This is a genomic window from Planobispora longispora, assembly GCF_016863135.1.
GTDB classification, from domain to species: Bacteria; Actinomycetota; Actinomycetes; order Streptosporangiales; family Streptosporangiaceae; genus Planobispora; species Planobispora longispora.
Genome location: NZ_BOOH01000004.1, coordinates 75,595 through 88,958 on the forward strand (window position 1 = coordinate 75,595; position 13,364 = coordinate 88,958).

Annotated in this window: 12 protein-coding genes; 7 read left to right on the forward strand and 5 right to left on the reverse strand. The window is 73.1% G+C overall.

All coding sequences use genetic code 11. The features are described 5' to 3' along the window. The first annotated feature begins 80 nt into the window (after positions 1-80). A complete protein-coding gene (locus Plo01_RS02690) occupies positions 81-962 on the forward strand; it encodes an ABC transporter permease (RefSeq protein WP_239315822.1) in 882 nt (293 codons plus the stop codon). Beyond that, positions 959-1,768, forward strand: a complete 810-nt coding sequence (locus Plo01_RS02695) for an ABC transporter permease (protein ID WP_203888846.1) — start codon at positions 959-961, stop codon at positions 1,766-1,768. Before Plo01_RS02690 ends, Plo01_RS02695 begins: the two co-directional genes overlap by 4 nt. On the opposite strand, the gene Plo01_RS02700 is transcribed toward Plo01_RS02695, so the two are convergent. The 4 genes from Plo01_RS02700 to Plo01_RS02715 all read right to left on the reverse strand — a co-directional run bounded on the left by Plo01_RS02700 (position 1,765) and on the right by Plo01_RS02715 (position 6,892). Then, complete coding sequence (locus tag Plo01_RS02700) at positions 1,765-2,289, reverse strand: HAD domain-containing protein (RefSeq protein ID WP_203888847.1); 525 nt, start codon at positions 2,287-2,289, stop codon at positions 1,765-1,767. The genes Plo01_RS02695 and Plo01_RS02700 overlap by 4 nt on opposite strands. A gap of 22 nt (positions 2,290-2,311) precedes the next feature. Next, entirely contained in the window at positions 2,312-3,244 is a 933-nt protein-coding gene (gene ppk2 / locus Plo01_RS02705) for a polyphosphate kinase 2 (protein WP_239315823.1), read from the reverse strand. A gap of 94 nt (positions 3,245-3,338) precedes the next feature. Then, positions 3,339-5,111 carry an ABC transporter ATP-binding protein gene (locus tag Plo01_RS02710; protein ID WP_203888848.1) on the reverse strand — a complete coding sequence of 591 codons (1,773 nt, stop codon included), beginning with the start codon at positions 5,109-5,111 and terminating at the stop codon, positions 3,339-3,341. Next, positions 5,108-6,892: an ABC transporter ATP-binding protein gene (locus tag Plo01_RS02715; protein ID WP_203888849.1), complete on the reverse strand. Its 1,785-nt coding sequence runs from the start codon at positions 6,890-6,892 to the stop codon at positions 5,108-5,110. Before Plo01_RS02715 ends, Plo01_RS02710 begins: the two co-directional genes overlap by 4 nt. Before the next feature lie 188 nt (positions 6,893-7,080). Here Plo01_RS02715 and Plo01_RS02720 point away from each other — a divergent pair, with 188 nt between their 5' ends. After that, positions 7,081-7,713: a TIGR03085 family metal-binding protein gene (locus tag Plo01_RS02720; RefSeq protein ID WP_203888850.1), complete on the forward strand. Its 633-nt coding sequence runs from the start codon at positions 7,081-7,083 to the stop codon at positions 7,711-7,713. Between the two features lie 313 nt (positions 7,714-8,026). After that, positions 8,027-8,209 carry a hypothetical protein gene (locus Plo01_RS02725; protein ID WP_203888940.1) on the forward strand — a complete coding sequence of 61 codons (183 nt, stop codon included), beginning with the start codon at positions 8,027-8,029 and terminating at the stop codon, positions 8,207-8,209. 80 nt (positions 8,210-8,289) lie between these two features. Here Plo01_RS02725 and Plo01_RS02730 read toward each other — a convergent pair whose 3' ends face one another. Continuing rightward, the gene (locus Plo01_RS02730; RefSeq protein WP_203888851.1) at positions 8,290-10,818 is read right to left on the reverse strand and encodes a LuxR C-terminal-related transcriptional regulator; all 2,529 of its coding nucleotides are present in this window, start codon (positions 10,816-10,818) and stop codon (positions 8,290-8,292) included. A 65-nt stretch (positions 10,819-10,883) separates the two neighbouring features. Between Plo01_RS02730 and Plo01_RS02735 the strand changes: the two genes are divergently transcribed. The 3 genes from Plo01_RS02735 (at position 10,884) to Plo01_RS02745 (ending at position 13,364) form a co-directional block, all read left to right on the forward strand. Further along, the gene (locus Plo01_RS02735; protein ID WP_203888852.1) at positions 10,884-11,978 is read left to right on the forward strand and encodes a phosphotransferase; all 1,095 of its coding nucleotides are present in this window, start codon (positions 10,884-10,886) and stop codon (positions 11,976-11,978) included. A gap of 115 nt (positions 11,979-12,093) precedes the next feature. Further along, positions 12,094-12,621, forward strand: a complete 528-nt coding sequence (locus Plo01_RS02740; RefSeq protein ID WP_203888853.1) for a PadR family transcriptional regulator — start codon at positions 12,094-12,096, stop codon at positions 12,619-12,621. Further along, positions 12,618-13,364, forward strand: coding sequence for an ABC transporter ATP-binding protein (locus Plo01_RS02745; RefSeq protein ID WP_203888854.1), 747 nt, complete (start codon positions 12,618-12,620; stop codon positions 13,362-13,364). Before Plo01_RS02740 ends, Plo01_RS02745 begins: the two co-directional genes overlap by 4 nt.

Below are 13,364 nucleotides of genomic sequence, written 5' to 3' on the forward strand. Positions count from 1 at the left end.
GCGGGCGCGCCGCCCGCCGCACGGCACCGGCGACCGCCACGTCTCTTCAGGACCACCGAGGACCACCGAGGACCACCGCGTTGAACGCCGCGCCGAACACTCCCGCCGCCGCACTCTCCCGCCGCACCCCGCGGCGGCGCCTGTCCGCCTTCCTGCACCGGCACGCCGGGGTGCGGCTCTCCCTGCTGCTGTCGGCCCCGATGCTCTGGCTCGGGATCGCCTACCTGGGCGCGCTGGCCGCCCTGTTCGCGGCGGCCCTGTGGCGCGCCGACACCTTCACCGGCGACCTGATCCGGGAGGTGACCTGGGCCAACTTCCAGGACCTGTTCACCACCGAGGTGTACCGGACGATCGCGCTGCGCTCGGTGGGCGTGGCGGTGGCGGTGACGCTGATCGACCTGGTGATCGCCTTCCCCATGGCGTTCGCGATGGCCAAGCTGGCCTCGCCGCGCGCCCAGCGCTGGCTGGTCATCGCGGTGCTGACCCCGCTGTGGGCGTCCTACCTGGTCAAGGCGTACGCCTGGCGGGTCATGCTCTCCTCCGAGGGGGTGCTCGGCTGGGGGTACGGCCTCACCGCCACGATCATCACCCTCTCCTACCTCTGGCTGCCGTACATGATCCTGCCGATCTACGCCGGGCTGGAGCGGCTGCCGAACTCGCTGCTGGAGGCGGCCGGGGACCTGGGCGCGCGCGGCTGGCGGACGTTCCGGACGGTCGTGTGGCCGCTGGCCTTCCCCGCCGTGGTCGCCGGGTCGATCTTCACGTTCTCGCTCTCGCTCGGCGACTACATCGCCGTGAAGATCGTCGGCGGCAGGTCCCAGCTCATCGGGAACGTCGTCTACGACAACATCGGCGCGGCCAACAACCTCCCGTTCGCCGCCGCGGTCGCCACCGTCCCCGTGGTGATCATGCTGGTCTACCTCGCCGCCGTCCGCCGCACCGGAGCGCTGGAGAATCTGTGAACCTGTCCCGTACGGCCCGCACGACGCTCTGGGCCGCCCTCGCCGGCGGCCTGGCCGTCGTCTACGTGCCGCTGCTGATCGTGCTGCTCAACTCCTTCAACGCCGACCGCACCTTCGGCTGGCCGCCGGCCGGGTTCACGCTGCGCTGGTGGGAGGCGGCGTGGAACTCCGCCGGCGTGCGCGACGCGCTGTGGACCTCGCTCCAGGCCGCGCTGGGCGCGACGGCGATCGCGCTGGTGCTCGGCACCATGGTGGCCTTCGCCATCCAGCGCCACTCCTTCTTCGGCCGGGACGCCGTCTCGCTGCTGATCATCCTGCCGATCGCGCTGCCCGGCATCGTCACCGGCATCGCGCTGAACAACGCCTTCCGCACGGTGCTGGAGCCGTTCGGGATGGGGCTCGGAATGTTCACGGTGATCGTCGGGCACGCCACGTTCTGCGTGGTGACCGTCTACAACAACGTGCTGGCCCGGCTGCGCCGCCTGGGGTCGTCGGTGGAGGAGGCCTCGGCCGACCTGGGCGCCGACGCCTTCACCACCTTCCGGCTGATCACCTTCCCGATGATCCGCTCCGCGCTGCTCGCGGGCGGCCTGCTGGCCTTCGCCCTCTCCTTCGACGAGATCATCGTGACCACGTTCACCGCGGGCGCCGGGGTCAAGACCCTCCCCCTGTGGATCTTCGAGAACCTGTTCCGCCCCAACCAGGCGCCGGTCGTCAACGTGGTCGCCGCCGCGTTGATCATCCTGTCGGTCGTCCCGATCTACCTCGCCCAGCGCCTGTCCGGCGGCGAGGCGGGCGCCCGCTAGCCCGGGGCCCGCCGCGCCCAGGCGGCGAGGGCGGCGAAGTCACCGGGCAGGAGGCCGATCCGCGGATCGACCCGATGCAGAAGCGCGGGCCCGGAGCGGTGCGCGGCGACGAAGGCGCGGTCGGCGTCGCCGATCTCGTCGTCCACCCAGGCGAAGGCCCGGCCCGCCGCCCACTCCACCAGCCGCCGGGTTTTCCAGTGCACGCCGTCGTCCCGGGCCGCCGAGTGGAGCTCGGGCCAGTCGACGACCGGGAGCGGGGGCAGGCCCAGCCGGGGCGCGATCCAGGCATTGGCCTCGTGGCGCCAGGTCGTGGCCCAGACCAGGTCGTACGGCAGGGCGAGCAGGGCGGGTCCGTGGTCCGGGTTCAGCCAGACCCGCAGCGGCCGCAGGCGGGGGTCGTCCCAGCCCTCGGGCCGCATCCGGTGCGTGGTGTATCCGGCGGGACGCCGTTCGGGCTTGGCGGCGTACGGGTTCAGCGGCCCGTCCACGTCCAGCAGGAGGAACGGCCGGACGGAGTGCATGAGGACGATCCTACGGCCCCGGTTACCGGGTGCGGTCGGTGTCGAGCACGTCGGCGGCCTTGACCACGATCCTCGGGTCGGGGGCGCCGACGACGTCGTGGTCCTTGTTGTCGTACTCGAACAGGTTCAGGACGTGCCGCATGGCCTCGGTCCTGGCCCGTTTCTTGTCGTTGCTCTTGATCACCGTCCACGGCGCCACGTCCGTGTCGGTGTGCAGGAACATCTCCTCCTTGGCCTGGGTGTAGTCGTCCCACTTGTCCAGCGATTCCAGGTCCATCGGCGACAGCTTCCACTGCCGCACCGGGTCCACCTGCCGGATGATGAAACGGGTGCGCTGCTCCCGGCGCGAGACGGAGAACCAGAACTTCACCAGGTGGACTCCGTCGCGGACCAGCATGCGCTCCAGCGCCGGGGCCTGCGCCATGAACTCCAGGTACTCCTCCTCGGTGGCGAAGCCCATCACCCGCTCCACCCCGGCGCGGTTGTACCAGGAGCGGTCGAAGAAGACCATCTCCCCCGCCGCGGGCAGGTGCTGGACGTAGCGCTGGAAGTACCACTGGGTGCTCTCGCGCTCGCTGGGCTTCTCCAGCGCGACCACGCGCGCCCCGCGCGGGTTGAGGTGCTCCATGAAGCGCTTGATCGTGCCGCCCTTGCCCGCCGCGTCACGTCCCTCGAACAGGATCACCAGCCGCCCGCCGGTGTCCTTGATCCAATATTGCAGTTTGAGCAGCTCGATCTGGAGCAGCCGCTTGATCTTGTCGTACTCGTCGCGGGGCATGCGCTCGGAGTAGGGATAGTGCTCCCGCCAGGTGTCCACGGGGGTGCCGTCCAGCCACTTCAGGACGGGATCGTCGTCCCCCTCGTCGTCGTCGACCAGGAACTGCTTCAGGTCCTCCACCAGATCGCTCTCGGCCATGGCCGAGCGCACTCCCGGCGGCAGCAGGTTCGCGTCCATACCCGGCTTCTGCCACCGCCGCGGGCTCGCTAACCCGCTCCCGCCCTCTTCACGAGGGCGGTCGCGAGACGTTCCGGGGCCGCCGGGGACCCGTTCACGAACGGGCGGCGCTCACCCAGGAGGCGTGCAGGTCCGCGTAGACGCCCGGCTCGGCGACGAGCTCCGCGTGCGGGCCGCGCTGGACGATCCGGCCGCGGTCGAAGACGAGCACCTCGTCGGCCGCCTCGGCGGTGGACAGCCGGTGGGCGATGGAGACGGCGGTACGGCCGCGCGTGACGCCCTCCAGCGCGCGGGCCAGCCGCACCTCCGTGGCCGGGTCCACCGCGGAGGTCGCCTCGTCCAGCAGGAGCAGGTCCGGGTCGGCCAGGTAGGCGCGGGCCAGCGCGACGAGCTGGCGCTCGCCCGCCGACAACGACTCGCCGCGCTGGCCCACCGGGGTGTCCAGCCCGGCGGGCAGGCCCTCCACCCAGTCGGCCAGGCCCAGCTCGGTCATGGCCAGCGCGATCTCGGCGTCGGTCGCCTCCGGGCGGCCGAAGCGGACGTTCTCCGCCAGCGTGCCGTCGAACAGGAAGCCGTCCTGCGGCACCATGACGATCCGCTCGCGCAGCGAGGAGAAGCGGACCTCGCGCAGGTCGTACCCGTCCACCGTGACCCGGCCGGAGACCGGGTCCATCAGCCGGGTGAGCAGCTTGGCGAAGGTCGTCTTGCCCGAGCCGGTCTCCCCGACCACCGCGATCCGGGAGCGGGGCGGGATCTCCGCCGAGACGCCGTGCAGCACCGGCGCGCCGCCGGGGTAGGCGAAGCCGACGTCCTCGAAGGAGACGGTGATGGGGCCGCGCGGCAGCTCGACGCCGTCCGCGCCGGGGTCGGCGACGTCGGGCGGGGTGTCGAGCACGCCGAGCACGCGCCGCCAGCCGGCGATCGCGTTCTGGGCCTCGTTGAGCACCTCGGTGGCGATCTGCAGCGGCGAGACGAAGAGCGTGATCAGGAACAGGAAGGCGATCAGGTCGCCCTGGCTGATGTCGCCGCCGACGCCCAGCCGGACGCCGAGCAGCACCACGGCGGCCAGGGCGATCGCGGCGACGATCTCGGTCAGCGGGAAGACGGTGGCGACGATGAGCTGGGTGCGGGCCTGGGCGCTCTTGTTCGCGTCGATCGCGGTGTCGAGCCGCTCGGCCGTACGGCTCTCGGAACCGTAGGCCCGGATCACCGCCGCGCCGACGACGGACTCGCTGACCGCGGCGAGCATGTCGCCGGTGCGCTCGCGGACCCGGGTGTAGGCGGCCGAGAGCCACCGCTGGAAGCGCGGCAGCGCGATCATCAGCGGCAGGAAGCAGGCCCAGACCAGCAGCGCCAGCTGCCAGGACAGGAAGAACATCACCACGCTGGCGACCAGCAGCTGGCCCACCGCGACGATGATCATCAGCCCGCCCCACTGCATGAACGCGCTGATCTGGTCGACGTCGCCGGTGACCCGGGAGACCAGCGCGCCGCGCCGCTCGGAGTTCTGGGTGAGCACCGACAGGTCGTGCACGTGCCGGAAGCCGCGCACCCGGAGCGTGGCCAGCGAGGCCTCGGTCGCCCTGTAGAGGCGGACGTTCATCAGGTAGCCGCACAGGGCGGTGAGGATCACGGCCGCCGCGCACACCACGACGACGGTGCGGATGAACGGCACGTCGGGCACCGGGCCCCTGAGCCCGTGGTCGATGGTCTGCTGCACGGCGATCGGGACGATCACCTTGCCGACGGTGGCCAGCACGGCCAGCGCGAACGTCCCGGCCAGCCCGTTGCGGAACTCCGGGGTGAGGGACAGGCCACGGCGCACGGTGGCCAGCGCCGACCGCTCCACCCCCTGCAGAGAGGTCATGCGTTGATCTCCTCATCCGACTCGAGCGCCTCGCGCTCGGCCTCTTCGCGCTCGTAGGCGGTGACCAGGTTGCGGTAGCCCTCGCAGCGGACGAGCAGGTCGTCGTGGGTCCCCCGGTCGACGATCCGGCCGTGCTCCAGATAGACGACCTCGTCGGCCAGGGCGATGGTGGCCATCCGGTAGGCGACGACCACCACGGTCGAGGCCGCCGAGGTCGCGGCCGCGTCCCGCAGGCCGGACAGGATCTTCGCCTCGACCTGGGGGTCCACGCTGGAGGTGGCGTCGTCCAGGACCAGCAGCCGGGGGCCGCGGACCAGCGCGCGGGCCAGGGCCAGGCGCTGGCGCTGGCCGCCGGACAGGGTGGTGCCGCGCTCGCCGACCATGGTGTCGAGCCCGGAGGCGAGCGCGCTGACGAAGCCGTCGGCCTGGGCCAGGCGCAGCGCCTCCCAGACCTCCTGGTCGGAGATCGGCAGGCCGAGGGTGACGTTGCCGCGCACCGTGTCGTCGAACAGGAACGTCTGCTGCGGCACCAGCGACACCGCGTCGCTGACCCCGCCGCGGGCGACCTCGCGCAGGTCCGTCCCGTCGACGAGGACGGCCCCCTCCACCGGGTCGACCAGGCGGACGAAGGTCTGCACGAGGGTGGACTTGCCGGAGCCGGTGGGGCCGACGAGCGCGACCGTGCGGCCGGGCTCGACCTCGAAGCTCACATCGTGCAGCACCCGGAAGTCGCCGTAGGCGTAGCTCAGCTCCCGCACCTCCAGGCGGGCCGGGGATCCGGAGGCCAGCGCGGCGTCGCCGTACTCCATGGAGCCGGTCGCGGAGAGCACGGCCTCGACCCGCTCGTAGCCGACGACGGCGCGGGGCAGCTCGGCGAGCACCCAGCCGAGGGCGCGGATCGGGAAGGCGAGGAGGGTGAACAGGTAGGCGACCTGGACGAGGGTGCCGGCGGTGATCGCGCCGCTCTCCAGCCGCACCGCGCCGACCAGCAGCACGGCGAGCACGCCGAGGGTGGGCAGGGCCTCCAGCAGCGGGTCGAACAGGCCGCGCACCCGCCCCACCGCGATGTTCGCGTCCCGCAGTTCGGAGGCCTTGGCCCGGAACCTGGCGGTCTCCTGGTCCTCGCGGCCGAGGGTCTTGACGACCAGGGCCCCGTCGAAGCTCTCGTGCGCGATCTCGCTGACGTCGGCGCGGAGCTGCTGGGCGCGGGTGGCCAGCGGGCTGAGCCTGCGCTGGTAGACCAGGTTCAGCAGGGCGATCGCCGGGAAGATCAGGAAGCCGACGAGGGCGAGCACGGGATCGGTGATCACCATCGCGACCGCCGCGGTGACCAGCATGACGATCACGCCGACCGCCATCGGCAGCGGGGCCAGCGGGGCCCAGGCGGCCTCGGCGTCGGCGTTGGCGTTGGACAGCAGCTGGCCGGTCGGGTGCCGGTGGTGCCAGGCCAGCGGGAGCTTCAGGTACTGCCGGGTGACGCCCCGGCGGGAGCGGGCCTGCATGCGGTACTGCATGACTCCGGCGAAGTAGCGCCGCCCGGCGACGCCCAGCGCCTTGAGCACCGCGGTGCCGAGGATGAGGGCCGTGCCCAGGGCGATCACGCCCGTGGTGACGTCGCCCGCGCCGAAGGCGGGCCGTACGACGTTCTCGGCGGCCCAGCCCATCGCCCACGCGGACGCGACCGTCATCCCGCCGTACACGCTGCTGAACAGCACGGCCGCGGCGAAGACGACCTTCTCGGCCCGGATCGCCACCCCGAGTACGCGGAGTCCCTTACGCATGACGGCGGACGTCACCTTGCTCGCCACTCGGGAGGTGTCCTTTCAGAGGGGACATTGCGAGGATGTTTCTACTTAAGTGAGTATCACGCCGGATCAAGCACTTATTCCCACCGTGGAGCTTCCCGCCGCGGAACGCCCGGCCCCTCCCCGCCTGGTTGCTCGCGCAACAGCCTTGTTACGATCGCGGGATGACGTACGCCCGCGCCGAACGCGCCGCGCTCAGCGACCTGTTCGCCAGGCTCGGCCCGGACGCCCCCACCCTGTGCGAGGGCTGGACGACCTTCGATCTCGCCGCCCATCTCGTCCTGCGCGAGCGTCGCCTCGACGCCGCCCCGGGCATCGCCCTGTCCCCCCTGGCCGGATACACCGCCAAGGTCCAGGAGTCGCTGAAGGCCAAGCACGGCTTCGACGGCCTGGTGGAGCTGATCCGCTCCGGCCCCGGCGGGTTCTACGGGCTCGTGCCCGGCCTGGACGAGGCCGTCAACGCCCTGGAGTTCTTCATCCACCACGAGGACGTACGGCGCGCGCAGCGCGTGTGGGAGCCCCGCGAGCTCCCCGCCGAGCTGGAGGACGCCTTCTGGAAGCGCCTGCGGATGGCCCGGGGGCTGTTCCTGCGCAAGTCCCCGGTCGCCGTGGTGCTGCACCGGATCGGCGGCGGCGTCGCCATCGGCGGGGCCGAGGACGCTCCCCGGGTCGAGGTGACCGGCCCGGCGAGCGAGCTGCTGCTGTTCTGCTTCGGCCGCCAGGCGCAGGCCCGGGTGGACCTCAGCGGCGACGAGGCCGCCGTGGCCCGGCTGATGGACGCCTCCCTGGGAGCCTGACGCGCCCGCGGAGGGCTCCCCCGGCCTCCGGGGCCGCCCGCCTTCAATGCCGGGGATGTCCGGTGATGTCCGCAGAGCCTTCGAGGGCTTCCGGGGACGGGCGTCCGTTCTTCTCGATCGCCTTTCCGATATATGTTGCGCTCGAAGTTGGACAGGGACGCCCGCGGACCGCACCATGGCAAGCGTGGTCCATGCCAATCTCCTGAACCGGCCCCGGTTCCCCCAGGGAGGCCAGGTATGATCACCACGATCCGGGAGCCACTCGGGCCCAGAATGCCAGAGGTCTTAAAAATCCGGGTATATACGGCTGGGAATGGAACGGCTGGAGGCCCCCATGCAGGTCAAGAAGGTCCTCACCTATCTCGCGGTGGCGTTCGTGGTCTTCTATCTGTTCACCAAGCCCGCCGAAGCGGCGAGTGCGGTCGACGGAGTGATCGACGGAATCGTTCACGGCGCCGATCAGCTGGCCGTCTTCGTCACAAACGTCCTGAGCTGACCCTCCGGCGGGGGTTTGCCCCGCCCCTGACCTGATCTCTCCCGGCGCGCCCGGACCCGCCTCCCCGCCACGCGGGGAGGTCAGGTGATCCCCAGGATCCTGGCCAGTTCGGCGCGGTCGCCGACGCCCACCTTCTCGTAGACCGAGTAGAGGGTGTTCGCGACCGTCCGCACCGACACGACCAGCCGTTCGGCGATCTCCCGGTTGCTCATCCCCTGCGCGGCCAAGGTCGCGATCTCGCGCTGCCTCGGAGTCAGGTGCGGGGCGTCGAGGCCGACGAGGGCCGCCGTACGGGCGCCCTGGCACCGCCCGGCCAGGACCGCGGCCCGGGTACGCGCGGCCGTCTCGGCCCGGCTCCGGCCGGCCTCGCGGTACAGCGTCGCCGCCTGGGCCGCCGTCTCGGCCGCGTACAGCGTCATGCCGAGCCCCTCGAAGTCCCGGGAGACCTCGTCGAGGCGGGCCGGGTCGCGGGCGGCGGCGTGCCGGGCGAACAACGACGCCAGCGGGCCCTCGACGCCCAGCCCGGCCAGCCGGCCGGCCACCAGGTCCGCGCGGCCGAGCCGTACGGCGTCGTGCAGCAGGAACAGCGCGTGCGGCGGGGGCGCGCCCTCCGCCGCCGCCAGCGCGGCCTCGACGGCCCCGGCGACGTCGCCCCGCGCGGCCAGCGTCCACACCCGGGCCGACTCCAGGGGCAGGACGACGGCCGGTCCCACGGGCAGCGCGGCGTCGCCTGCGGCGGCCAGCGTCTCCTCGGCCTTCTCCGCCTCGCCGAGCAGCGCCTGGGCGTGGGCCAGCTCCCCGAGCCAGGGACCCGCGAAGACGCTCGGCGACGGGAGGCGGGCGGCGATGTCCCGGCACCGCGCGGCGGCCTCGGCGACCCGCCCGCGCAGCCGGAGCACCTGCGCCCTGCGGGCGCCGAACCGGACGATGACGTCGTTCCACTGCCCGAAACCGCCGTGGAGGCGGTGCCCGGCCTCGGCGCAGCGCTCGGCGCCCGCCAGGTCGCCGAGGGTCAGCGCCGCCAGCACCCCGGTGTCCATCAGCGCGGCCACCATGCCCGGACGCCCCTCCAGGGCGTCCTTCCCGGCGAGCATCTCCTGCACCCTCGCCCAGGACTCCCGCGCGCGGCCCTCCAGCGCCAGGAGGTTCGCCTCCACCGCGCCGGCCGCGAGCACGCCGCGGGGGACCTCGTACGGTCCCATCCGGGCGGCCTCCGCCAGGCTGGCCCGGGCCCTGGCGAGATCACCCGTGAACGCCTCCAGGGCCGCCCGCGTCAGGCGCACGCCCTGCCGCACGGCCCGGTCGGAGATCAGCCGGTAGGTCTCGTCGAACAGCTCCAGCGCCTCGGCCGTCCGGCCGAGGCCCCAGCCCAGGTTGAACGCCCGGCCGAGGCCGCAATCGGCCCGGCTCTCGTCGTCCAGGCCCCGCTCCCAGGCCGCCAGGAACTCCTCCTCCGCCTCGTCGTACCGGTCGGAGTAGTGCAGCACCCAGCCCAGGGTCATGTGCGCCCGCGGCCCTCCGCCCGCCGCCACCGCGGCCCGGCCGAGCCGGGCGGCGAGCGCGAGGTCGCGCACGGCCCTGGCCCGCTCGCACGCCGCGGTGAGCAGCCGCGGGTCCCCCGCCTGACCGCCGTCCAGCCGCCAGACGGCCACCCGCAGCACGTCCTCGCGCCGCCGCATCCCCGCCGCCGAGACCGCCTCGGCCAGCTCGCGCAGCGTGGCGCGCTCGCGCAGCAGGCCGCACCCGGAGCGGATCACCTCCCCGTGGAGGGGGTGCGCGAGACGCACCTGGAGCCTGCGCCCGTCCCGCGTGACGGTGACGAGCCTGCGGTCCTCCAGCCGCTCGACCGCCGGGACGCCGACCATCGCGGCCAGCAGGTCGGCGCCGAGCGGCTCGCCGTAGGCCAGCAGCTCCAGCACCCGCCGCTCGTCCGCCGCGAGCTCGCCGATCCGGGCCGCGACCGTCTCCCGCAGCGACGGCGTCATCGACGCCGAGCCGCCCCACCGCCACAGCCCGCCGGACTCCTCGAGCACCCCGGACAGCACCAGCTCCCGCAGGTAGAGGGCGTTGCCCCCGCTGACCCGGCAGAGCCGCTCCACGGTCTCCGGCTCGGTCCGCCCGCCGAGCGCCTCCGTCAGGATGCCCGCGACGTCCTCCGGGGACAGCGGGGCGAGGTCCAGACGCGGCAGCAGATCGTCCTTCCACAGCGCGCGCACCGCGTCGGGCGCGGGCGCGTCGCCGCGGACGGTGACGATCACCCTCGCCCGCTCCTGGGCCGCCAGATGGTGGACGAGCGCCGCCGAGACCGCGTCGAGCAGGTGGCCGTCGTCGACGACCAGGACCGGAGCGCCCAGCGCGGCGGCGGCCCAGCCCAGCGGGTTGCCCTTGGGCGGCGCGGGCGGGAGCAGGTGGGCGAAGGCCCCGAACGGGATCTCCGCCGCCGCCGCGGTCGCCCGCACCCACGCGACCCCGCCGAGATCCCGTACGGCCTGGGCCACCAGGCGGCTCTTGCCGACCCCGGCCGCCCCCGCCACGACGATGCCGCCGGCGGCCGATCCGATCTGCGCCAGCTGCGTCGTACGGCCGGCGAACGGCCACGGCCTTCCCACGGTGCGAGGATATTTGAGTAGGCCGTACTCATGCGAGACATTCGCCCCGCGGGCACGGTGGCCCTATGACCTCTACGACCATGACCATGACGAGCACCGCCGACCTGACGAAACTCGTCCGGGAGAGCCTGGACGACCCGCTGGCCGAGATCGCGCAGCGGCACGTCGAGCCCGTCGTCTACGCGTCGGGCTCGCTGTCCACCGCCGGGCTCCACCGGGTCCGGGGCACGACCACCGACGGCAGGCCGTGGTCCTTCTTCGTCAAGTCGATCCACTCGGCCAGGCACTGGCCGTTGCCCCCGGCGGTGCCGGAGACCCAGTGGGAGGAGCTCGTCGAGGGTTTCCCCTGGCGGACGGACGCGGACGTGTACCTGGCCCCTCCCCCGCTGCCCGCCGGGCTCCGGCTCCCCCGCCTGCACCGGATCGACGACCTGGGCGACGACCGGCTGGTGCTGTGGCTGGAGGACGTCCAGACCGTCTCCGCCGGCTGGGACCTCGACCGGTACCGGCGCGCGGCCCGGCTGCTCGGCGCCCTGGCGGCCATGCGGCCCGTGGCGGCGACCCCGGACACCCCGCCGGACAGCGGGATGCGTCTCTACTGCGCGGGCGCGGTCCAGTACTTCCTGTCGATCCTGCGCGACTCGGCGACGTGGCGGCACCCGCTCGTCGCCGCCTACGCCGACGACCTGCTCCGGGCCGACCTGCTGGCCCTCGCCGACCGGATCGGCCCCCTTCTCGCCGCGGTCGAGCGGTTGCCGCACGCGCTGGCCCACGGGGACGCCAGCCCGCAGAACCTGCTGGTCCCGGCGGACGGGTCGGCCGAGTTCGTGGCGGTCGACTGGAGCTGGGGCTCACCGACGGCCGTCGGCTTCGACCTCGGCCAGCTCCTGGTGGGCCTGGCCCACGCGGGCGTCACCGACCCCTCGGAGCTGCCCGAGATCCACACCGCCATCGAATCCGCCTACGCCGCCGAGGTGGACGCGGACCCCGAGACGGTCTCCTTCGGCTACGCGGCCACGCTCGTCCTGCGCAGCGCGTGGACCGCGCTGCCCATCGACCACCTGGACGCCGAGCCCACCCCCGAACTGCACGAGATCTTCCGCAAGCGCGCGGGCCTGGCCCGCTTCATCGTCGACATCGGCCGCTCCCTGGACGTCTGATCTCCGCCGCGATGACGGCGGCGGTCGGCCCGGCCGCGTCGCCGATCCGGGCGAGGGCTTGACGGCGCTGAGGATAACCGTTAGACGTAATGGCTAACGGTTAGAGGAGGGCCCGATGCAGCAGGAAGTGGTGCTGGCGATGCTCGCCAAGGAGCCCACGCACGGCTACCAGCTGCGCGCGCGGCTGCGCGACGCGCTCGGCCCCCTCGGCGACGCGATGAACGCCGGGCACGTCTACGTCACGCTGACCCGGCTGGAGAAGGCCGGCCTGATAGCGGTCGAGAGATCCGCCGACGGCGCCGACCGGTCGGATCGCAAGGTGTACGCGCTCACCCCCGACGGCCAGCAGCGGGTCGCCGAGTGGATCGCCGAGGTGAGCTGGCCGAAACCCGACCTCGCGGAGTTCCACCTCAAGCTGATCGCGGCCGCGTCGGCCGGGCTGGCCGACCCCCTGACCATCGTCGACACCCAGCGCCGCGAGCTGCTGCGCCGGCTGCGCGACGCCCAGCGCGCCGCCATGGCCGAGCCGGACCGCTCGGACGCGGCGCTGCTGCTGGAGGGCATCGTGCTCCGGCTCCAGGCGGACCTGCGCTGGCTCGAGGCATGTGAGAAGAACTGGACCCATCGGAGGAGCGGATCGTGAACGACGCCGCCGACACGCCCGTGCTCCGCGCCCGCGGACTGCGGAAGGAGCACGGCGAGGGAGAGGGGCTGGTGCGCGCCGTCGACGAGGTCGATCTCGACATCGGCCCGGGAGAGACGGTGGCGGTGATGGGGCCCAGCGGCTGCGGGAAGTCCACGCTGCTGCACCTGCTCGGCGGGCTGGACCGGCCCTCGGGCGGAGAGGTGTGGCTGAACGGCCGCCGCATCGACGACATCGGCGAGAAGGCCCTGGCCCGGCTGCGGCGCACCGACATCGGCTTCGTCTTCCAGGCCTTCCACCTGATGGAGGAGCTCACCGCCGTCGAGAACGTCGAGCTTCCCGCGCTGCTGGCCGGACGCTCGCCGCGGGCCGCCAGACGGCGGGCGGAGGAGCTGCTGGAGCGGGTCGGGCTCGCCGGCCGGACGCGTTTCCTGCCCTCGGCGCTGTCCGGCGGTCAGCGGCAGCGGGTCGCGGTCGCCCGGGCGCTGAGCAACGAACCGTCGATCGTGCTCGCCGACGAGCCGACCGGAAATCTGGACAGCGCCGCCACCCTGGACGTCCTCCAGCTCTTCGAGGGCCTGCACGAGTCCGGGCAGACGCTGGTCATCGTCACCCACGACGCGCGGATCGCGGCCACCGCGGACCGGATGATCTCGATGCGCGACGGCGCGTTCGTGGACGAGACCCGGCTGACCGGGGGGACCACCGGGCGGCTCGGCGCCCTCATCGGGCTGGAGGACTGA